General features: G+C 65.7%; 22 protein-coding genes. 10 read left to right on the top strand and 12 right to left on the bottom strand.

The annotated features are described in order from the left end of the window. The first annotated feature begins 117 nt into the window (after positions 1-117). Positions 118-978, top strand: a complete 861-nt coding sequence (locus ABWY06_RS22160; protein ID WP_353927753.1) for an EamA family transporter — start codon at positions 118-120, stop codon at positions 976-978. Positions 979-1029: 51 nt separating this feature from the next. Here ABWY06_RS22160 and ABWY06_RS22165 read toward each other — a convergent pair whose 3' ends face one another. Then, on the bottom strand, positions 1030-1590 hold the full coding sequence (locus ABWY06_RS22165; RefSeq protein WP_353927754.1) for a cysteine hydrolase family protein: 561 nt from the start codon (positions 1588-1590) through the stop codon (positions 1030-1032). A gap of 115 nt (positions 1591-1705) precedes the next feature. Between ABWY06_RS22165 and ABWY06_RS22170 the strand changes: the two genes are divergently transcribed. The 5 genes from ABWY06_RS22170 (at position 1706) to ABWY06_RS22190 (ending at position 5050) form a co-directional block, all read left to right on the top strand. Continuing rightward, positions 1706-2620 carry a LysR family transcriptional regulator gene (locus ABWY06_RS22170; RefSeq protein WP_353927755.1) on the top strand — a complete coding sequence of 305 codons (915 nt, stop codon included), beginning with the start codon at positions 1706-1708 and terminating at the stop codon, positions 2618-2620. Positions 2621-2705: 85 nt separating this feature from the next. Continuing rightward, complete coding sequence (locus ABWY06_RS22175; protein WP_353927756.1) at positions 2706-3059, top strand: hypothetical protein; 354 nt, start codon at positions 2706-2708, stop codon at positions 3057-3059. A 192-nt stretch (positions 3060-3251) separates the two neighbouring features. Then, on the top strand, positions 3252-3953 hold the full coding sequence (locus ABWY06_RS22180) for an HD domain-containing protein (protein ID WP_353927757.1): 702 nt from the start codon (positions 3252-3254) through the stop codon (positions 3951-3953). A gap of 126 nt (positions 3954-4079) precedes the next feature. Next, the gene (locus tag ABWY06_RS22185) at positions 4080-4586 is read left to right on the top strand and encodes a GNAT family N-acetyltransferase (RefSeq protein WP_353927758.1); all 507 of its coding nucleotides are present in this window, start codon (positions 4080-4082) and stop codon (positions 4584-4586) included. An 89-nt stretch (positions 4587-4675) separates the two neighbouring features. Next, positions 4676-5050 carry a hypothetical protein gene (locus ABWY06_RS22190; protein ID WP_353927759.1) on the top strand — a complete coding sequence of 125 codons (375 nt, stop codon included), beginning with the start codon at positions 4676-4678 and terminating at the stop codon, positions 5048-5050. A gap of 63 nt (positions 5051-5113) precedes the next feature. Here the strand turns inward: ABWY06_RS22190 and ABWY06_RS22195 are convergent, their stop codons facing one another. Then, entirely contained in the window at positions 5114-6109 is a 996-nt protein-coding gene (locus tag ABWY06_RS22195) for a GlxA family transcriptional regulator (protein WP_353927760.1), read from the bottom strand. Positions 6110-6172: 63 nt separating this feature from the next. On the opposite strand from ABWY06_RS22195, the gene ABWY06_RS22200 reads away from it, so the two are divergent. Next, on the top strand, positions 6173-7009 hold the full coding sequence (locus ABWY06_RS22200) for an MBL fold metallo-hydrolase (RefSeq protein WP_353927761.1): 837 nt from the start codon (positions 6173-6175) through the stop codon (positions 7007-7009). Positions 7010-7194: 185 nt separating this feature from the next. Here the strand turns inward: ABWY06_RS22200 and ABWY06_RS22205 are convergent, their stop codons facing one another. Further along, complete coding sequence (locus ABWY06_RS22205; RefSeq protein ID WP_353927781.1) at positions 7195-7443, bottom strand: hypothetical protein; 249 nt, start codon at positions 7441-7443, stop codon at positions 7195-7197. Positions 7444-7712: 269 nt separating this feature from the next. On the opposite strand from ABWY06_RS22205, the gene ABWY06_RS22210 reads away from it, so the two are divergent. Then, positions 7713-7949 (top strand): hypothetical protein, encoded by a 237-nt coding sequence (locus ABWY06_RS22210; protein ID WP_353927762.1) that lies wholly within the window; start codon positions 7713-7715, stop codon positions 7947-7949. A gap of 14 nt (positions 7950-7963) precedes the next feature. Here ABWY06_RS22210 and can read toward each other — a convergent pair whose 3' ends face one another. Further along, complete coding sequence (gene can / locus ABWY06_RS22215) at positions 7964-8608, bottom strand: carbonate dehydratase (RefSeq protein WP_353927763.1); 645 nt, start codon at positions 8606-8608, stop codon at positions 7964-7966. Positions 8609-8693: 85 nt separating this feature from the next. Beyond that, a complete protein-coding gene (locus ABWY06_RS22220; protein WP_353927764.1) occupies positions 8694-10667 on the bottom strand; it encodes a bifunctional metallophosphatase/5'-nucleotidase in 1974 nt (657 codons plus the stop codon). A 246-nt stretch (positions 10668-10913) separates the two neighbouring features. On the opposite strand from ABWY06_RS22220, the gene ABWY06_RS22225 reads away from it, so the two are divergent. After that, positions 10914-11360 carry a serine kinase/phosphatase gene (locus ABWY06_RS22225; protein ID WP_353927765.1) on the top strand — a complete coding sequence of 149 codons (447 nt, stop codon included), beginning with the start codon at positions 10914-10916 and terminating at the stop codon, positions 11358-11360. A gap of 14 nt (positions 11361-11374) precedes the next feature. Here the strand turns inward: ABWY06_RS22225 and rimI are convergent, their stop codons facing one another. The 3 genes from rimI to ABWY06_RS22240 are packed head-to-tail and all read right to left on the bottom strand — an operon-like array spanning position 11375 to position 14174. Continuing rightward, entirely contained in the window at positions 11375-11827 is a 453-nt protein-coding gene (gene rimI, locus ABWY06_RS22230) for a ribosomal protein S18-alanine N-acetyltransferase (protein WP_353927766.1), read from the bottom strand. Next, positions 11824-12630, bottom strand: coding sequence for an energy transducer TonB (locus ABWY06_RS22235; RefSeq protein ID WP_353927767.1), 807 nt, complete (start codon positions 12628-12630; stop codon positions 11824-11826). The genes rimI and ABWY06_RS22235 overlap by 4 nt, the downstream gene beginning before the upstream one ends. Next, positions 12627-14174, bottom strand: a complete 1548-nt coding sequence (locus tag ABWY06_RS22240; protein ID WP_353927768.1) for a 2-isopropylmalate synthase — start codon at positions 14172-14174, stop codon at positions 12627-12629. The genes ABWY06_RS22235 and ABWY06_RS22240 overlap by 4 nt, the downstream gene beginning before the upstream one ends. A 1189-nt stretch (positions 14175-15363) precedes the next feature. Between ABWY06_RS22240 and ABWY06_RS22245 the strand changes: the two genes are divergently transcribed. Beyond that, complete coding sequence (locus ABWY06_RS22245) at positions 15364-15693, top strand: DUF2025 family protein (RefSeq protein ID WP_353927769.1); 330 nt, start codon at positions 15364-15366, stop codon at positions 15691-15693. On the opposite strand, the gene ABWY06_RS22250 is transcribed toward ABWY06_RS22245, so the two are convergent. From ABWY06_RS22250 to ABWY06_RS22265, 4 genes are read right to left on the bottom strand one after another with little or no spacing between them, the layout of a single operon-like run. Then, complete coding sequence (locus tag ABWY06_RS22250; RefSeq protein WP_353927770.1) at positions 15686-18028, bottom strand: DUF6160 family protein; 2343 nt, start codon at positions 18026-18028, stop codon at positions 15686-15688. The genes ABWY06_RS22245 and ABWY06_RS22250 overlap by 8 nt on opposite strands. After that, positions 18025-18609, bottom strand: a complete 585-nt coding sequence (locus ABWY06_RS22255; RefSeq protein ID WP_353927771.1) for a hypothetical protein — start codon at positions 18607-18609, stop codon at positions 18025-18027. Before ABWY06_RS22255 ends, ABWY06_RS22250 begins: the two co-directional genes overlap by 4 nt. A gap of 19 nt (positions 18610-18628) precedes the next feature. Continuing rightward, positions 18629-19660, bottom strand: a complete 1032-nt coding sequence (locus tag ABWY06_RS22260; protein WP_353927772.1) for a hypothetical protein — start codon at positions 19658-19660, stop codon at positions 18629-18631. A 2-nt stretch (positions 19661-19662) separates the two neighbouring features. Beyond that, the gene (locus ABWY06_RS22265) at positions 19663-20697 is read right to left on the bottom strand and encodes a hypothetical protein (RefSeq protein WP_353927773.1); all 1035 of its coding nucleotides are present in this window, start codon (positions 20695-20697) and stop codon (positions 19663-19665) included. Between the last annotated feature and the right edge of the window lie 167 nt (positions 20698-20864).

Genomic DNA, 20864 nt, shown 5'->3' on the forward strand with positions numbered 1-20864 from the left:
TCGCCTCCCTGAATTTATCTTGAACTCAAGACAAATGCTCGTTAGCCTTGTATTTTATCTTGAATGCAAGGTAACTGCATGCCTCCCTCGACTCTCCGCTCGACTTGGTGGGCGATAATGACCACCGCACTGGCACCGGCCATCTGGGGGTCGACCTATATCGTCACCACCGAGCTGCTGCCGCCCGGCCTGCCCTTTACCGCCGCCTTGTTGCGCACCCTGCCCGCCGGCCTGCTGCTGGTGCTAGTCAGCCGACAACGGCCTAAACGCGGGGAATGGGGACGACTGGTCCTGCTCGCCGCGCTGAATATCGGCTTTTTCCAAGCGCTGCTGTTCGTCGCCGCCTATCGACTGCCTGGCGGCCTGGCCGCGGTGGTTGGCGCCCTCCAGCCGCTGCTGGTGATGGGATTGCTCTGGGCCTGCGATCGGCAGCCGCCGGCGCGCTTGGCCGTGGGGGCCAGTGCCCTGGGCATGGCGGGCATGGCCGCGCTGCTGCTGTCGCCCGGTTCGCGCTGGGATCCGCTCGGCATACTCGCCGCGTTCGCCGGTACCGCCTGCATGGCCGCCGGCACCTACCTGACCCGTCGTTGGCGGCCGGTACTGCCGCTGCTGGCCTTCACCGGCTGGCAGTTGCTGCTCGGCGGGCTGCTGCTAGGGCCGGTGGCCTTGCTGATCGATCCGCCACTGCCACCGCTGAGCCTGACGCAGGTCCTGGGTTACCTCTACCTGTCACTGTTTGGCGCTCTGCTGGCCTATGTCCTGTGGTTCCGCGGCATCGCCCGGCTGTCGCCGGTGGCGGTGTCTTCGCTGGGGCTACTGAGTCCGCTGGTGGCGGTCATCCTCGGCTGGGCGCTGCTCGGTCAAACCCTGGGCGGCTTGCCCTTGCTGGGGCTGATCGCCGTGCTCGGCAGCATCCTGGCGGTGCAATGGGCCATGAGTCGTCCTACGGCCAGCGCCGCCACGGACACCTGCGCCTGAACCACGGCCATGGTCTTTCCAGATGGCCAGATGGTCGGCGTGCCAGGCCCCCTACAAACGTTCGAGTAGCTCGGCACTGCCACACACCTGGGCGAACTCCTGATGCAGGCTGGCCAGGGCGGTGGCGTGCATCTGCTCGGCACTGAACAGCTGGTCATCCGGCCCGCGCCGCTCGAAGGTCGCCGTGGCATCGCTGACTAGCCAGGTCTCGAACCCCAGGTTGGCGGCCATCCGGGTCGTGGTCGAAACGCAGTGGTCGGTGGTCAGGCCGACGATCACCAGGCTGTCGGCCTTCAGCGCGCGCAGCCGCTGTTCGAGGTCGGTGCCGATAAAGGCGCTGTTGACCGCCTTGTGCAGCAGCGGCTCGCCCGGCCAGGGCAGCGCCTGCGGCTTGAACTGGAACCCTGGCTGATCGGGATGGAACAGGCTGTCGGCATGGGCCGAACGGTGCTGCACATGCACGACCGGGCGACCGCTGTCGCGCCAGCCCTGCAGCAGGGCGGCAATCCGCTCTTCCGCGGCAGGGTTGTTGCGAGCCCCCCAACGCGGATGATCGAAGGCCTGCTGTACATCGATCACCATCAACACAGCGTTTCGCGCGAGTCGGTTCATTTACGAAGATCCTGGGCTGGGCAACAGTACCCGGCGCCATGCTGCGGTGGCGGCGTGGTGGCGGCTACCGAAAAACCCTATAGTGGCCACGCATCCATGAAGGATTTCGATCGTAGTGAAGGGATTGAAACTCAACCAGTTGCAGATGCTGCTGGCCGTGGCCGATGCCGGTGGCTTCAGTGCCGCCGCGGCCGAGCTGGGTTGCACCCAGTCGCGCATCAGCCATGCCATCGCGGAACTCGAAGCCGCGCTGCGGACGCGTTTGCTGGTGCGTTCCCGCACGGGCTGCGTGCCCACCGACGCCGGCCACCGGGTGATCGACAGCGCCCGCGAGATCCTGCGCCTGACCCAGGGTCTGGTCGAGACGGCGCAGGCCTCGACGGCCCTTGGCGGCCAGGTGCGCATCGCCTGCTTTCGCAGCGTCAGCACCCATATCCTGCCGCCAGCGCTGGCGGCGCTGGCCCGCGAGTACCCGAACATACGCATCGACATCGACGACGGCTTCGAGGACCGCGACGGGATCACCCAGGCCATCGAGGCAGGACGTGCGGAACTCGGGATCGCCCAGCTGCCCATCGCCGAGGGCTGGGTGGCCCATGCCCTGGCCGCCGATGACTATGTGCTGGTGGCTCCCACCGCCTGGGGGCTGGCGATGCCCGTCAGCTGGTCGCAGCTGGGCGAGCGGCCCTATATCCAGCTCGACTGTGCGGGGGCACGGCTGCTGCTCGAGCAGTGCCAGGCCGCGGGTTTCGCGCCGCGGTTATCGCGCACCCTGAAAACAGACAGCAGCATCGCCGCCTTGGTCCAGCAGGGCCTGGGGTATTCGATCCTGCCGCGCCTGGCGCTGTTTCCGATTCCTGCCGGGGTCACGGTGCTCGATTTGCCGATTCCCGCCAAGCGTCACTTCGCCTTGGTGGCACGGCCTGAGGTGGCGCGCCGGGAGGCCGTTCGGACGGTGGTGCGTTTTATCCGTGACCAGCGCCTGGGCAGCTGCAACGCCGCATTCCGGGCCGGGCTGTTCAGCTGGTAAGGCGCCCTCGACAGCTGCGTGCAGCACTGGCATTTTGCTAGGCTGCCCATTTCGCGCCAACCTGCGCATCACTTGAGGACCCACCATGCCGATCAACCGACTCGCCGCCGCCCTGCTCGGCCTGTTCACGCTGTCGTCGGCCCAGGCCGCCTGTGATGTCGACCTGCCGGGCACCTGGCGCGTTACCCATACCAGTGCCAGCACAGGCGGCCCCAAGGTGGCCGAAGACATGCCGTCGGAGTTCACTTTCGCGAAAAACGGCAGCCTGCATATCCAGATGGGCCTGGTCGACGTGGACAGCCGCTACCGCTGCAACGGCAAGACCATTGTCCTGGAAAAAGCCAAGCCGTCGACCCTGGATATCGTCGCCGTCGACGGCCCGCGTATCGCCTGGCTGGAACGGGGCCAGCAGCGCGTATTCCACCTGCAACGCCAGTAATACCCATAGGCCCCGTACAGACGATACGCCGAGCGCTTTCGAGATCCTCGCCCAGGAGTTTGGTGGATAAGCACAGCGTTATCGCCCAGAGCTTGTTGGCCCACGCCAGTAGGGTGGGCAAGGTTTTGCTTGTCCAGCAACACCACCAGAAGCTGGCAATAGCCAGCCGCCCCTGCCCCGAGTCGCTACGCCATGACCGATCAGCCGTTTGCACCCTACCAGCCCCTCGCCGAGCTGCTGTTGCGCCAGGCTCCGCAGCCCCAGGACGACGGCTCCCACGACGACTCGCACCTTCAGCGGGTCTGGAACAATGCGCGGCTGATCCAGGGCCAGGAAGGCGGCGACCTGCAGGTGCTGCTGGCCGCCACGGTGCTGCACGACTGCGTGGCGGTGGACAAGAATTCGCCGCTGCGCGCCCAGGCCTCGCGCCTGTCGGCCGAGCGGGCCAGCGAGATGCTGGCGGCGCTCGGTTGGCCGGCGCCACGTGTTGCCGCGGTGGCCCATGCGGTGCACGCCCACAGTTTTTCCGCCGCGGTCCAGCCGACCAGCCTGGAGGCGCGAATCCTGCAGGACGCCGATCGCCTGGACGCCCTCGGCATGCTCGGCGTGGCCCGTTGTTTTTATGTGGCGGGGCGCCTGGGTTCGGCCTTGTATGACCTGAGCAACCCGTGGGCAATGGGGCGCGACTACCAGGACAGCCGCTATGCCATCGAACACTTCCCGGCCAAGCTGTTGACCCTTAGCGCCGGTTTCCAGACCACCGAGGGCGCGCGCCTGGCCGCCATCAGGCAGCGGCGTTTGCAGCGGTTTTTCGAGGAGTTTATGCAGGAGATCGGCATACCCGGGGCGGCTTCAATGACAGGCTGTGAGCCGCCGAATCCAATGCGCGAATAGTGTCGCCAGTGCCGAGACGGAACCAGCGCCGTGAACGGCTCACCGGATGGTTGAACTCAACACCGATATCTCCTTTACTGCTGCGTTCAGCAAGCACGTTTCGACGGCACACAAGGAGTACGGCAGATGCTGGCCATCGATTACCGCAAGGCCACCGCGACGGATGCGGGTGCCATCAGCCAGCTGATCCTCAGCCTGGCGAATGTCTTCCTCAGCGACCCCGCGGACCCGCGCAGCGCGCCCTTTCTGGCCAGTCTCGGCGAGGCCTCCATCACCCGCGTGCTGGCCGATCCGACCTACTGCTATACCCTGGCCTGGGATGGGCGGCAGCTGCTGGGACTGATCGCGCTGCGCGACGGCCGCCATGTCCACCACCTGTTCGTCGCCACCGCGGCCCAGGGCCAGGGCATCGCCCGGACGCTCTGGCGGCGGGCGCGGGACGAAGCACTGGAGCAGCAGCCGCCCAGCCCCTTCACCGTCAACTCATCGCCCTTCGCGGTGCCCGTGTATCAGGCCTTTGGCTTTCGCCAGGAGGGCGACGCGCAGGAAAAGAACGGCGTGGTCTTTGTGCCCATGATCCTGCCGGCCGAAGCCCTGCTGCCCCCCGCCACGACCGCCCTGGCAACCAGCTGAGCCACGCGCGTACAGCCCCAGACCTGGTACTGGTTCGCCCCGGCAGCGGCCAGACCGGTCGCGTTCATCGCCCCAAATGGTGAGTGACCATGCGCTACCACGACTTCCACCTCACCCGATATGAGGTGTCCGACTCTGGAAAAACCATCGTCCTGCATCTGCTGTATGACTACCCGGACATAGAGAAAGAAGCGTCAGTGATCACCTTTTCCGAGGTGACCCTGTATAACTTTACCCATACGGCCAGCGCCATTCTCACGGCTATCGACGAAGTACCCCTGTCCCCGTTTATCGAGGAGATGGGCACCCAACTGACGCAATGGCACCACTGGCATGGTCTGGCGCTGTGGAATGGCAGCCCCCAGGGCTATGCGCTCGAATTGGAACGATTGGGGTACAAGGCCTGGCGCATTGACTCAGCCATAGGCTTCTCCGGAATGGTCATCGCCAAGGCCATCCGCTAATAGCTGCAGCCCGGCGCTTAGGCATGGCGGCTGATCGCAGCTTGACACCTAACCGGGCCTGCCTCAGTCACGTCCAAACTGCTGGCGGTACTGCGCGGGTGTCAGCTGGGTCAGTTGCTTGAACATGCGCCGCAGGTTGGAGTCGCTGCTAAACCCCAGTTCCGCGCTGATCTGGCTGACCGGTGCACGAGTACCCAGCAGCCGCTCGCTGGCCTGGTTCAACTTGATCCGGCGTATGTAGGCGGCCAGGCTGGAAGCGGTTTCGGCGGCGACCTTGCGCGCCAGGGTGCGGGCCGACACTCCCAGGCGCTCGGCCAACACCTGCACGGTGATGCCGTCGGCCGGCAGTTGCTCGACCAGCCCCTGCAGGCGCGCCAGCAAAGGATCTGCCTGCTCGATCCGGTGCAGTGCCTGAAAGGCGCCGTGGCTGCGGGCTGGACGCGGCAACACCATCAGCCGGTTCAGGTCGCGCACCAGCGTCTGGCTCAGATGCCGCTCGATCAGGGCCTGGGCGATCGGCAGGTAGCCATTGACCCCGGTGGCGGTGGCGTGGCGAGGGGTGACCCGGCAGTTGTGCTCAGGCTGCCAGAGCACCTTGGGGAAGCGCTGAGCCAGGCTGTCGGCCAGCCACCAGGTGACGGTAGCGGGCTCGCGGTCCAGGCGGCCACTGGCGGCCAGCAGCACCACCCCGGTGCAATAACTCCACAGCTGGCAGCGCCGCGGCAAGGCGGCCAGGGCCCGCACCAGGGGCGTCTCGGCCAGCAGGCAGTCCTTGACCTGCTGCAGCGACTCGGCCCAGAACCCGGGCAGCAACACGGCGTCCAGGCGCGCATGCGCCAGGGATTCGCCGGCGAGCAGCGAGACGCCATGGGCGCATTCGACCGCGCCGACCTGCAAGGCCACGTAGTGCAGATCGAACAGCGTTCGCCCGGCGCGGCGGTTGGCGGCCTGCAGCAGGTCGGCAAAGGCCAGCAGACCGGCAGGCATGCACCCGGGATAGAGCAACAGGCCGATGCGCAGGCAGCCAGCCTTGGCAGAAAATGAATTGATTATGTCCATTCTTGCCATTATGAGGCGGAGCGTGGCTTGACACCATGGGGTCAGGTTCACAGAGGTCCTCTTATGCATATCCACCACCTGCGCAACGCCACCGTTATCCTGCAGTTCGGCCCCCACCGGGTACTGGTCGACCCCATGTTGGCACCCCAGGACAGCCTGCCACCGCTGCGGCTGTTTGGCGCCCGCCAGCGCAACCCGCGGGTCGAATTGCCCGAGTCGACGCCCGCGGCACTGGAGTCGGTCACCCACTGCCTGATCACCCATTGCCAGAAAGGCCATTTCGACCACCTGGATCGCAGTGCCAAGCGCTGGTTGCGCGAGCGACAGACCCCGGTGATCTGCACGCCCCATGACGCGCCCTACCTGCGCACGCGTGGCCTGAACGCACAACCGCTGCCCGACGACCACGCACAACCCAGCGCCTTTCTCGGCGGCCAGATCCGCACCGTCCGCTGCACCCACGGGCACGGCTGGGTCGGCCGGCTGATGGAACATGGCGTCGGCTACCTGATCGAACTGCCGGACGAACCCAGCCTCTACCTGGCCGGCGATACCGTGCTCACGCCAACCGTGGAGGCCTTCGTCCGGCGCCACCAACCGGACGTCTGCCTGGTACCGGCCGGTGGCGCGCGCTTCGACCTCGGTCACGACATCATCATGGGCGTCGAGGAAGTGCTCGCCTTTACCCGCTTGGCGCACGGCCAGGTGGTGGCCAACCACCTGGAGGCGCTCAGCCATTGCCCGGTCACTCGCCAGGCGCTGGCCGCGGCAGCACAGGCAGCCGGGCTGAGGAACCGACTGCAGATTCCGGCGGACGGCGAGTGCCTGACATTTCCCGGCCCGGCGACCGGTATGTCGGCTAGCGGTGACCACCACCTGTCGAGGGCGAGTACCGCCTAGAGCCTGTGGACATTAACCATCGCGAGGCGCGTGCCGCGAAGAAGGGTTCCAGGCAAGGCGCGAAACACCGGCCCCCTGCCACCGTGGTGGCAGGGGGCTGGTGGTGGAAGACGGATTGCGGTACCCCATGGGCCGCTCTGCGTGCAACCCATGCACACCCTGTCCACAGGCCCTACAGCCTGTTCTTAGAACAAGACCTTGCCCTGATCCAGGCTCTGATCGACCAGCCATTTGCCGTGGGCCAGGGATGCGCGCTTGGCGCTGTCCAGTTCGGCGAGAAAGGCGGCGGCGCGGGGCAGTGGCAGTCGCCGACTCTGCCGGCCGTTGGGGGCGGTGATGCGGCATCCGCCGGCCCAGGGCGTAGGGATGCCCGGGTACTCGATCAGGTGGGCGATGATCAGATGGTCGCGGTGCGTGCAGTGGCTAAGGGTCATGGTGAATTCAACCTCCGTGCTGAAGTGACTCCGTGGATCGACGGCGAGCCGCGCCTGACAGGCGTAAGCGCTCGACCGATCTGGCACGTTACACCAGCCCCCCATGGCGGCGGCGGCATGGCCGACGAAGTGCCGCCGTTGAAGCGGCGCCATGGCCGCCGCCCCGACGTTCGGCTGCTGGGCTGATGGGCTGCGCCCGCACGCAACCAACTGGGCATTCCCCCGTCAAAGCGTGCACCATGGCCAACCATTTTTTCAGAGGACGCCCTATGCAACGCGACAACCGGGATCGGCTCGAGAGCTTCAGCGCCCGCGAAGACGATCAGGTCGACCCTGACCCGTTCTACCGCGCCAGCCACAGCGCCCGCGCGCCCCGCCAGGGGCAGAACCTGGCACTGCAGATCGCCCTTGGCATCTGGCTCGGCGGCCTCGCCCTGGGGCTGAGCGCCTGGGCCCTGAACCTGCTGCTGGCCAAGTTCGGCCTGCCGGTGCTGTCGCTGCCCTGAACGGGGCCGGCGCCTCAGCTCTGCCCGAGTGGGCGCAGGCGGTATTGAGGCGGCAGCTGGTCCATGCCGCTGACCGTGACGTTGAGGTTTTTCCAGCGCCCGTCCTTGATCCCGTAGATGCAACCATGCACCGACAGCGGCTGGCCGCGGTGCCAGGCGTTCTGCACTATGGTGGTGTGGCTGACGTTGGCCACCTGCTGGATCACGTTGAGTTCGCACAGACGATCGACCTGCTCTTCCTCGGTCGGCAGCAGGGCCAGGTGCTCACGGTATTCGTAGTACAGGTCGCGAATCGTACGCAGCCAACCGTCGATCAGGCCCAGTTGGCCGTCGCGCATGGAGGCGCGCACGCCCCCGCAGCCGTAGTGGCCGGTGACCAGGATATGTTTGACCTTGAGCACGTCCACTGCGTACTGAATCACCGACAGGCAGTTGAGGTCGGTGTGCAACACCACGTTGGCGACATTGCGGTGCACGAACAGGTCGCCGGGTAACAGGCCGACGATTTCGTTGGCCGGCACCCGCGCATCCGAGCAGCCGATCCACAGGTACTCCGGCACCTGCTGCTTGGCCAGTTTGGCGAAGAACTCCGGGTCCTCCTCCTTGATCGCTTCCGCCCAACGCGCGTTATTGTCGAAGAGGTGCTGCAGATCACTCATGCCGATGCTCCTTGAAAACCCGATGCCCACCATAGGCTGCGCGTACGGGGTATGACAAGTCGCTGCCGGCAGAGGTCACAGTGGATTACTCGGACCTGCCGGACGCATTCCGGATGGCCGCAGTGGCCCGCGCGGCGCTCTTCACGCGCCGGCGCAGCGGCCAACTCAGCAACCACAGCAGCAGCCCGGCCAGCAGCAGGGCAAGCCCGCAGGCGCCCCACTGCAGCGCGCCGGCGGTGCCGAACATCGCCTGCGGGCTGAAGCTGGGCGCTCTCAGCATGCGGTGCTCGGCGGCCGCACCGGTGGTGGGAATATCGGCCAGGCCATCGCCATCGAGGTCCGGCAGTGCGCGGATATGGTCGAGCAGCGCCTGCCATTCCTTGTACTCCTGGATACCCGCGCGCTGCGGATCGGTATCGATAATCGCGGTTTCGATCGCCGCCAGGGGCTGGCCCTGGGCATCCTTGGGCACCACTTGCATCAGACCATGGGTCAGGTCGGCGATCAGCCAGGTGAAACTGCCGACGTAACTGGTGGCGCCAACGCTGAACAGCCGCGGGTCGTCCAGGTCCAGTTCGCGGTAGCCACTCACGGCATCGCCGATGGCGATCCGACTGACCCGATCGAAGGGCACCCGGTAGGGGTTGTAGCTAAAGGTCACGCCCGAGACCCGCGGGTAGTAACTGTCGCTGTCACGCAGCTGGTAGGCCAGCAGCAATACCTCGAGGATGCTCTTGATCTCGCGGGCGGTGAAATACACCTTGATCAGCGGATAACCCGGGGCGTCATCGTACTGGCCGATGCCCAGAGGCGCGATACGGAACAGGTCGCTGACATCCTGCACGCCGTCGCGGCCCTTGATCAGGTCGTCACGGATGGTGCCGTTGCCGGTAAAAGCCAGGTCGCTGCCGGTGCCCAGACGCAGCGCATCGGTCACCAGGTTGGCCAGAGTCGTTTCCTCGTAGGCCCGGCCCAGGGTCTGGTCGACCTTGGCCAGGGGTTGGTCGAAACGGTAGCCCTTGGGCGCCAGCATCTGCGTATCGACCACTTTCTTGAAGTCGTCGACCTGGGCGGTGATGGCCGTATCGCCGGGCGTCTGGTCGTTGAGCGGGTGCAGGCGATAATCCACCACCCGGCTGGCACCGTCCTCGCCCAGGGTCATATGCAGCTCGCCCAGGTACTGGATCTCCGAGCCGGCCTGCATCACCGGGGTATGGCCGTTGACCAGGATCGGCTGCGGCAGGGCGACATGGGAATGGCCGCCGACGACGATATCGATCCCGGGCACCTGCTCCACCAGTTCCACTTCCTCGCCGCGCCAACTGCCGTCGGCCTGCTGGGTGACGCCCATGTGCGACAGCAGGATCACCACGTCCACCCGCTCCTGCTCGCGCAAGACCTTGACCATGGCGGCGGCGGTTTCCACCGGGTCGGCGAAGGTCAGCGGCTTGATCATCGGGCTGACGGCCACGGCATTTTCGCCCAGCAGACCGAACAGGCCAAAGCGGATGCCACCGCGCTCCAACACCTTGTAGGGCAGGATGCGCCCCGCCGTCATCTGCGCCTGCAGGCTGTCGTCGTCCTGGCGCGTCGGGTCGAAACGCAGGTTGCTCGACAGCAGTGGCACCACGCTGCCCTTGGCCTTGAGCGCGGCATTGATCATGGCGGCCAGCCCGGCCGGGCGGAAGTCGAACTCGTGGTTGCCCAGGGTCGCGCCGTCATAACCCAGTTCGGTCATCAGCTGCAGCTCGCCGCCGATTTCCCGGGTGACGGTGTGAAACAAGGTGCCCATGGTGAAGTCGCCGCCGTCGAGCAGCAGCACCGGCTGGTCCCCCGCTGCCGCCCGGCGGGCCTTGAGCAGGGTCGACAGGCGCGCCACGCCGCCGACCGTCCCGTCGTCGTTGGCGGTCGCCGGGCTGTATTCGTTGTTCGGCCCGAACCCCAGCAGCCGCGATTGCCAGTCATTGGTGTGGAGGATGGTGAAACTGCGCTCGGCGGCGCCGGCCTGGGTGGCGGCGAACAGGCAACTGACCAGCAAGAGGGGGTAAAACAGGCGCATCGGCTTGTCCTTGGGCGGGCGCGAACAGGTGCACGCCTCTGCGGGCGGCTCTGGAGCGGGATTATGCGACAAGGGAGGGCCTGGGGCAGCGGCCGATCGCGTCTAACGCGGTAGCTTATCGGGCCGTTGTGCGCCTGTAGCCGCTCGCCTGCACCTCGGCGAGCAGGCTGCCGTCGGCGAAAAAGGCGGAATCATCCCCCTCCCACCCGGTCCACCACTCAGTATCCCTGGAATCGGAGACCTGCCATGACCACGCGTCGTGCCCCACACGCGCCACAACCCGCCCCTATCGACGACCTCGAGGATCAGATGGGCTCGATGCGCGAACTGTCCTTTCCCGACGACCCTCCCCGCGGCCGGATCGGCGATCCGCCGGCCGATCAGGAGCGGGCCATTATCGATGAGGACTTCCATGATGAACGGGTGCGCGAGGCCGGGCTGACCGCCGCCTCGGTGGCTGATCACCAGCCCACGGCCGATGACCTGGCACCGGAAACCCTGATCAGGGATGACGGTGCGCGCTCGCCCGACGAGCCGGGTCAGGGCCGCCCGGCGGACCAGGACCTGAACATAGTCGGGCTCGACGAGATCGGTGCCGGTGATGGGCTCGACGAGGCCGAGGAAGCCGAACTGGCCAGCGACGAACCGGTCAATTCGGGCCGCGACCGCCAGCCCGGTCCGGTGGAGAAGTAACCCGCGGCCTGGGCTCAGTCGAGCAAGGTACAGGCCATCACCAGCGCGTCCTCCCGGCCGCCGGGCGCCGGGTAGTAGTCGCGCCGGCGACCGATTTCGTTGAAGCCGTAGCGTTCATACAGGCGGTAGGCGGCCTGATTGCTGGCCCGCACCTCGAGAAAACACTCGCCGGCCTTGAGCTCCAGCGCGCGCGTCATCAGCCGCTCCAGCAGGCGCAAGCCGAGGCCGCGGCCCTGGCTCTCGGGCTTGACGGTGATATTGAGCAGGTGAGCCTCGTCGATGATTACATTGATCACCCCGTGGCCCACCTGTTGCTGGCCTTCGAACATCAGCCAGCAGTCATAGGATTTCAGGCTGTCCTGGAAAATCCCGCGGGTCCAGGGGTGGCTGAAGGCGGCGTACTCGATCTTCAGTACCGCCTCCAGGTCTTGCTCGGTCATGGGGCGGAACGACAACGCATCACTCATTCTTCAGATTTCCAACGGCGCATCACACGGCGCATGGCCTGCCACACTTCGGCTTTGATCAAGGGTTCGTCGAGCATGGCTTCCAGCCCAGGGACGGCCCAGGCGTTGCCCAGGCCCTCGACCTGCAATTCACGGTGGTAGGCGCCGGCATCGGCCTCGCCGGCGAAACGCACGGCAGGCAGGCCCACCAGCCACAAACAGCGGCATTCGCCGGCCTGCTCCAGCTGCGCGCCGATAAACCCCTGGACATACTCCAGCGCGGCCTGCGGGCCCTGATCCAGGGCGCCGCGTTGCAGCAGCGGCCAGCGCACCGGCTCGCCGAGCAGCTGCGGGCTGTCCGGCAGGCCGGCGGCGCGCAGCAAGTCCTTGAGCAGCAGGTACGCCGGATCACGGCTGGTGAATGTTTCGCCGGTGGGCAACTCGACCAACAACACGCAATCCCCGGCGCGCAGCAACTGCAGGGCAAAGCGCGGCGGCGCCACGGCGGGGTTTCTGGCCGGGGCGGCGGTGGTCTGCTCCACCAGGGTGGCGACTACCTTGGCCACCGGACGCGGTACCTCGACCCGTGGCCGCGGCTCGTCGGTGACCGGCGCTGCCGCCGTGGCCTGGGGAGCGATCGGAGTCGGCGCCGCTGTGCCAACTGACGCTACTGACGCCGGCGCTGGCGGTTGCGCCTCGATCGGCTCGTCCGGCGCTTGCCAACGCAGGGGCGATGGCGCCGCGAACGGCAGCACCACCCGCGGCAACCAGCTGTCCACCTGCATGGCGCTCAGGTAGGCCAGACGCCGCGACTCGCCGATCAAACGCCGGTCACCTGCGGGTGGGCCTTGCCGCCGGCCTGCAACAGGTTCAGCGCATCGATATAGGCCTTGGCCGAAGCCACCAGGATATCGGTGTCGGCGCCATTGCCGTTGACGATGCGCCCGCCTTTTTCCAGGCGCACCGTCACTTCGCCCTGGGAGTCGGTGCCCTGGGTGATGGCGTTGACCGAATAGAGCTGCAGATTGGCCTCGGAACGGGCCACCGACTCGATGGCCTTGAAGGTGGCATCCACCGGGCCCGAGCCCTGGGCCGCCGCGTCCTGCTCGCGCCCCTCGACGCTGAGCACCAGGCGGGCCTGGGGCACTTCACCGGTCTTGCTGGCCACGTCCAGGGACAGCAATTTGAAATGCTCCGGCACGTCGGCGGCCAGGGTATCGGACACCAGCGCCTGCAGGTCCTCGTCGAAGATCTCGTTTTTCTTGTCGGCCAGCGCCTTGAAGCGGACAAAGGCCGCGTTCAGTTCGGCATCGCCGGCCAGCTGGATGCCCAGTTCCTCGAGGCGGGTGCGGAAGGCGTTACGCCCCGACAACTTGCCCAGCACCATGCGGTTGGTGTGCCAGCCGACCGACTGGGCGCTCATGATTTCGTAGGTTTCGCGGTGCTTGAGCACCCCGTCCTGGTGGATACCCGACTCGTGGGCGAAGGCATTGGCGCCGACTATCGCCTTGTTCGGCTGCACCGGGAAACCGGTGATGCTCGAGACCAGGCGCGAGGCACTGAGGATCTGCGTGGTGTCGATGCGGGTCTGCACGCCGAGCAGGTCCTCGCGGGTCTTGATCGCCATGACGATCTCTTCCAGCGCCGCGTTGCCCGCGCGCTCGCCCAGGCCGTTGATGGTGCATTCGACCTGACGCGCGCCCGCCACCACCGCGGCCAGGGAGTTGGCCACCGCCAGCCCCAGGTCGTTATGGCAGTGCACCGAGAACACCGCCTTGTCGGCGTTGGGGATGCGCTGCAGCAGCTGTCCGACCATGGCCGCGTACTGGTGCGGAATGGCGTAACCGACGGTGTCGGGGATATTGATGGTGCGTGCGCCGGCGTCGATGGCCGCCTCGATGATCCGGCAGAGGAAATCGATCTCCGAACGACCGGCGTCCTCGCAGGAGAACTCCACGTCGGCACAGAGGTTGCGCGCGCGCTTGATCGCCTTGACCGCCTGCTCCACCACCTGGTCCGGCTGCATGCGCAACTTGTATTGCATATGGATGGGGCTGGTGGCGAGGAAGGTGTGGATACGCCCGGAGTTGGCACCGGCCAGCGCCTCGGCGGCGCGATCGATATCGCCATCCACGGCCCGCGACAGGCTGCACACGGTGCTGTCCTTGATCACGTCGGCAATGGCCTTGACCGCTTCGAAATCCCCCTGGCTGGCAATCGCAAAGCCGGCCTCGATCACGTCGACCCGCATGCGTTCCAGGGTCTTGGCAATGCGCAGCTTCTCCTCCCGGGTCATGGAGGCTCCGGGGCTCTGCTCGCCATCGCGCAGGGTGGTGTCGAATATGATGACGCGGTCGTTGCTGCTCATGCCAGGCTCCTCGCGGCCCCCTCGTGTGTGCGAGCGGGGTCAGGCTGATAGTGCCGGCCGCTTGTGGCAGCCGGCACGTTAGAAAGGGAATTGTCGCTGGAAACCGCGCAGCCGGAAAGACCCGGCACCGAAATGACCGGACAAAGCCGGGGGTTTTGCCGGGGATTGCCAGCGCCCTGTGTCGACGTAACGTCTTCCGTACCCCGTCATACCCGCGCAGGCGGGTATCCAGATCTGACGACACGGCGGCTCCGGGGGATTGTCTGTGAGAGACGGTCGAGGTGGACCCGTATCCCGACACGCTAAACCCCCGGGATTCCCGCCTTCGCAGGAGTGACGGTGGAGAGACTTTGTGAGGCTGACGGAAAAGCGCCTTCGTGGAGAAGACGAACGAGAGCCTGCGCGAGGCTGGCGAATAAGCGTTTTCGCGAGGCCGAGGCGTAGGTCTTCGCGGGGGCGGACGATTATTAAATTACGAAAGAGCACCGCCAGCGCGCCTCCGTGAACCTGTCCAGACGTATCGCCCCCTACCCCGTCATACCCGCGCAGGCGGGTATCCAGATCTGACGGCACGTCGGCCCCAGGGATGGCCCATGAGAGACAGTCGAAGTGGACCCGTTTCCCGACACGCTCAACCCCCTGGATTCCCGCCTTCGCGGGAATGACGGAGGAGAGGCATCGCGGCGCTGACGAATCACGTGTTCCCGAGGCCGAGACGTAGCCCCTTCTCGGGAATGACGGAGGAGCGCCTTGGGCGCATCACTCGGGCCCCCCACCGTTGAAATATTCCTCTCACCTATCGATCAGAAAACAACCAAACCGCCGCAGCGCACGCCATTGGCGGGCTGGCGACCAAGGCCCACAGGTTATCCACAGATCGCTGCACCGCCTGTGTGCGCAACTTTTTCTTAAGTAGCTGATAATGTTCAAAAAACGACCTACACGCCGCACACCCCGCGACACCTGACCTGGCGCCGACCCGTCACAGTTTATCCACAGTTCCATGCACCGGGTTTGGGGGTAAGTGCGGCGGCCTGCGAACCGGTGTTTTCCCTGCGACTCTGTAGAGGCAGAGCCCAGGTAAATTGACCTGGCGCAATGCATCGGCGCCTGGCAGGGCCCTAACATGCCGTTCTCAGGTCAGCACGCAGGTGCTGCCCAATCCCATTACCGCCTGGGGAGGATTACCATGGCAATCACTTCTGCGCGCATCTGCGAGGCGGCTGATCGCCTCCAGGGGTTTGTCGGTTACAACCGCAAGATCGGCCGCTATATCGTGCGATTCAGCGAAGACGCGTTTGGCATGGACGTGGCCGACGACAGCATCACCCCGGCGAGCGAGTTCGTCTGGGCACAGGTCGAACATGATGTGATGACCCTCGAGCGCGAGCGCCTGCAGATCCTGCTCGACCAGCGCCTGGACGACCGGCTGAATATCAGCGAGCCCTTGCGCCTGTACCTGCAACGCAGCGACCTGCCGGAGATTCGTGCCAGTCGGCAGCCACGCGGCATCAGTTGATCGGCGTGGCCGTCAGGTTGGCACGGATATCGGCGTTTTGCGCCTTGAGCCCGTACATGGCGGTCACGGCGCCGCCGGTGGGATGCACATGCTGCACCCGGTCGACGTTAATCTCCTTGAAGTGGACCCGGCCGCTTACGGCAAACCCCAACGGATCGGGGGTGACGTAGCCGCCGGCATTCGGTCCACTTTCGATGCGCACGCGGGTCGGCGCCACGTCCAGGCTCAGGTCGGCGTTGAAGCCGTAGCTGTTGGCCTCCGGTGAGGCGGGGTTGCCGTCGGAGGTGTGAAAGTTGTCCACCACCAGCTGGCTGCCGGTACCGTTCACACCGTTGACCCGGTTGGTTTCCAGGATGATCTGGTTGCGCTTCTCGTCGGTGGCCACGCCATTGCTGCTGGTTTCGATGCTGGTGTCGCGGACGAAGACATTCTTCAACTTGACCGACAAGCCCTCGTTGCCGCGGTCTTCCCAGCGCCCGCCATTGGCCGCGCAGGCACTGGCGGAGGCACCGCTGCCACCGACGCAGAGCGCACCGGCGCCGCCCGAGGCGAGGGTCATGCTCGAGCCCTGCTCGTAACGTTGCAGCACCAGGCGCCCGAGACTGGTACCACTGGCGCGATCGCCCCAGCGCAGGTCATGCACGTCCAGCTTCGACCAGTAGCTGCCCTTGCGCAGCTCGACGCCGTTGTTGCTGATATCCAGCGTACCGTCGCGGTAGTGCATGGCATAGTCGGTGCCCGCCAGCCACAGGCCCTTGCCACTCTCGTCGACGGTGACCGCCGCATTAGCCTCGCTGACATAGAAGTCGGCGTTGTAGCGCAAGCCGTCGCCGCTGTGCCCACCGGGTTGCAGGGTCAGCTGGCCGTTGAGGGTGAAATCATAGGCAGGGAAAATTTCCATCAGCACCAGCAGCTCGGTCCCCCCCTGCAGGGGCGCGTCGACCCGACCCACCCGCAGGCCATCGAAGCTGTAACTGCCCTTGATGCCGCTCAGGCCAAAACGCAAGCCGTCGAAATGGCCGTCGTAGTTGCCTTGGCTCATGTCGCCGTGGGTGCCGGCGTAACAGCCAGGGCTGGCCCCGCCGGCGCAACCGCGGGTGACATCCAGGCTGAACTGGCCCGTACCATGGGTACGCAAGCCGCTGAACCACAGGCTATTGCCGTTATCGGTCAGCGAGACCGAGCTGTCGACCAGGTTCCAGCTCAGGTCACCGCTCAGCCCCTGGGTCCCCGAGTGCGGGTCGCCGCCCGGGCGCAGCTTCAGCCAATTCTGCCGATTGCCCTGGTCGAGGAAATTCAGGTCGAAGGCCAGGCTGCCCAGCCGAGGGTTGTTCGGGTTGCCCAGGATCAGCCCGCCCAGGCTGGCGCTGACCCGCAGGTCCTGGAACGCCAGGCGCACGAAGCTGCCGCGCACGTCCTGCTCCAGGTCGAAGGTGATACCGGCCATGCTGCGCAACGTGCCGGCGAAGTGTTCCGCGCGCAACACGCCCTCATCGCGGTACTGGAACAGGCTGTCGGCGATGCTGACATCGGGCTTGATCCGCAGGCCCTCGCCGCTCGCCCCACCGCTGCCCAGGCGAATACTGCCGCCCAAGCGCAGGTCCATATTGAATTGGCCAAAGCTGCGGCCGGCATTGGCGTCGCGCAAGTCCGGGGCGCTGGGGGTGACCGCCACGCCGGGGGTCGGATCCCCCTGGGCCAGGTCCAGGCCAATGGCGGCGATCGAGCCGACAAACCGTGAGGTGCCCAGGCTCAGCTGGATCTCGCTGCCGCTGCCACCGGAGACCACGTCCAGGTAGACGTCATTCAGGTAAGTCTCGAAGGACAGCCCCTTGACGATCAGGTCGTAGCCGTTGTCGCGGTAGTAGAAGGTCACGTCGGTCAGGGACAGGCGGCTGTCGTCCACCGCCAAGCCGGTCACGCCGCTGGCACCGCCCCCGCGCAGACGCAGGGTGCCGCCCAGGGTGTAGAACGCCCGAAACGCCCCGAAGCTCCGGTCGCTGCCGGCAAAGCCCAGGCTGCCCACGCTGAACACCTGGGGGGTCGAGCGGTGGTCGATCTGCAGGTGATCGCCGACCACATCGACGCTAATGGCGGTGGTGCTACTGGCACCGCTCTGCGGCCGGTTGCTCAGGGCCGTGGCGCTCAGGGTCTGGCCGTCCTGGGTCAGGTCCAGCCGGCCCGCCGACCAGCCACCGCCGCTGATCTCCAGGCTGATGCCATCCTGGCCGGTCACCGCCGACAGCCTGTCGTCATCCAGCGGCTGCATGGCCTGCACGCTGCCGCTGAAACACCCGGCCAGCAGCCCCAGCGCGCACCACCCTTGACCCCTCATGGCGTGGGAAACACCAGCACGTTGCCTTGCATGCGAATGCTGCCATCGACCTTGGCGGAGAACAGGTTGGTCTGCTGATAGCTGGGATCGCCACCATTGGCCAGGCTGGTGGCGCGGTTACGCCAGCCGCCCTGGTTGGCCACGGCGAAAGTGAAACTGGCGTCCTTGAACTTGACCTCGTCAGGCAAGCCGAATTCCAGCACATCGCGGTTGAAGCCCTGGCCGTCACCGCCAAATCCACCGTTGACCAGCCGGGTACGCAGGGTCAGGCCCTCGAAGCTGAAAATGCCCTTGATATTGTCCAGCACATACCAGCCGCCGCCCTCCTCGGCCCGCACCGCCAGGCGCATGCCACAGCCCTGTGCGGTCGCGGCCCCCGCCGTGGCGCAGCTGCGCTGACCGGCGGTCCAGCTGCTGGGCAAGTTGCTCGACGGGGTGCTCCAAAGCACGCCGCCGTCCTTGTTGATGCTGAATTCGCCGGACAGGTAGACCCCACCGCGCCCACTGAACTCGCCGAGCGCGCTGTCGGCCAGCGGTTGCAGTTCGGCCTGTGCGGCGCAGGCCCAGGCGAGCCCCGCCAAGCCGATGCTCCACCCCCGCCTAGAGATCACGACTGGTCACCCTCAGGTAGTTGAAGCTCATCCCGGATATCTCGCTGCGGCCAAAGTTGTAGCCACCGCTGGCGGGCAAACCGGTACCGTTCTTGAAGCTGTCGATCAGGATCGAGGTGCGCGGCGCATTGGCATAAAAATCCGCGGCCAGAGCATTACGCTGACTGGCCGACGCGCCACCGGCCACCGGATTGGGCAGCTCCAGCACGAACTGACCATTGCTGCTGACGTCGAACAGCAGCGGTTGCGACTTGCCGTAACCCAGGGCGATGTTGGCGTAGCCATTGCCCAGGTAGAGAGTCTTGTTGGTCAGCTCCGCCGCCGTGCTGCAGCCCGCGGTGCCGGTGGCACAGGAGGTGATTTCCAGGCCTTTGGCAAACAGGTTCAGGCGCATCTCACCGACCAGTTGCGCCCGCCCCTTGTCGCCCCACAGGCGCAGGTACGAGCCATCCATGGTCAGCTCGCGAATATCGATATTCAGCACGTCGGTGCGCCCGGCCGCCACCTGGAAGTCGTAGCGGATGCCCAGATCGACCTTCTCGCTGGCACGGCTGGAGCAACTGCTGCCCGCCGCCGCGAACCCCGCCACACAGGGTTGCCCGGCCGCGCCGGTCAGCCGCTCGGGAAACTTGAATTCCAGCACCGCCACATTGCTCGGGGTGGTTTGCACCCACTGACCATCGTCACGCAGGGTACGCAGGGCCTCGCCCTTGGCCAGGTTGAATTCGAAGGGGTGGTTGAGGCGGCCAATGCTGACCGGCATCAGGTTGGCGCCCTTGTTGCTGCCCGCGGCACCGAAGTAGAACTCCTTGACCGAGATCGGCACGTTCTGGCCCGCGGCGTTGGTGATGTCGTTGACCGTGATGGTGGCCTGACTGGCGTCCATCAGCACATTTTCCAGTACAAATCCGATGCCGGCGCCCTGGACCTCGGCCAACTCGGTATCGTCCAGTACCTTGAGCTCGGCCTGGGCAACGCCCGCCAGCCCCAGCAGCAACCCGCCCAACCGACCGACGTTCATGTTCAGCACCCTTTTCCGGCGGGACCCAGGCAGGTATCCACCCGTGGAATACCGTTGAAGGCTTCCTGAAAACTGGTGGTGATCGCCGCGGTGCCGTCGGCATTGCGCGGCAGGTTCATAAAGGCACCGGCCAGGGCGACGATGAATTTGCCCGCGTCCTGCTGGTCCTTCCACTGCATGTCCTGGCTCTGCATGGACAGGAATACGCCCTTGGCCGCCTGCACGAACTGCTGATTCGTGGCGTCGAACTTGCCCACCGGGAAAGACCCGTAATTGCTCAGCGGAAAACAGGTCGTGGTGCTCAGCAATTCACAGTTGCTGGAAGAAAACAGGCTCAGCAGGAAATTGTCGAAACCGGACCCTGCGGGAATGGACAGCTTCTGCCCATCGATCATGCCGATCATGGTAGCCCGCGCGGGATCGCTGTCACCGCCGTTATTCACCAACTGTGCCTGGGCGCTGAAATCGCTGTTGGCGTAGGCGCTACCCACCAGTCCCTTGGCGCCGGCACAGATCAAGTCGAACCAGGCACAGTTCATCTGGGTCGCCAGGTAACTGCCTTTGCCGTACAAATCCACCGCAATATTGCCGGTCACCTGATTGATATCCCCGGACAGGTGGCCTTGCGCCTCGGCAAATCCCAGACGGACACCCACGACCTTGTTGTCCTTGTAGGCCAGCTCGAGAAACGGGTTTTTGATCATGAACGGGTTGATTTGTCCGGTCGTATCGTTGACCGACCCCAAGGCAAAATTATTGATATCGATATCGGCCGTGCCCGCCGCCTCGCCCGATCGCGGATAGAGTCCCAATTGCAGCTTGTTGATGTTCAGCTGCGTGGCCACGTCCATGCCGAAATTGAGCCGGGTGAAGTTCATGCCGTTATAGGCGTCAGTGGTGAGGTTGAGAAAGGCCTGCCCGGTTACCTCGGACAACTCGCCGTCCTCCAGTTCCACCAGTCTGGCATGGGCCGGCGCCAGCCAACAGGCGCACAACCCGGCGAGAACCAGTTCGACCAGACGAGGAGCGGCACGCATGGCGAGTTCCTTTTATTTTTATGGCGGCCGGGCGCTGGCCGCGTCAACTCAGGTGGCCACTATAAGAAAGCTTGGACCGGGCGCGGCCCAACCCATAGTCGAGTAATGCCGCGCCCGACCGGGATTTTGCAGAGCAAAGGCAGACGCAGCTGTTACCGAGGGCCCCA

This window comes from Pseudomonas sp. (assembly GCF_040514055.1).
In the GTDB taxonomy this organism is placed as follows: domain Bacteria; phylum Pseudomonadota; class Gammaproteobacteria; order Pseudomonadales; family Pseudomonadaceae; genus Aquipseudomonas.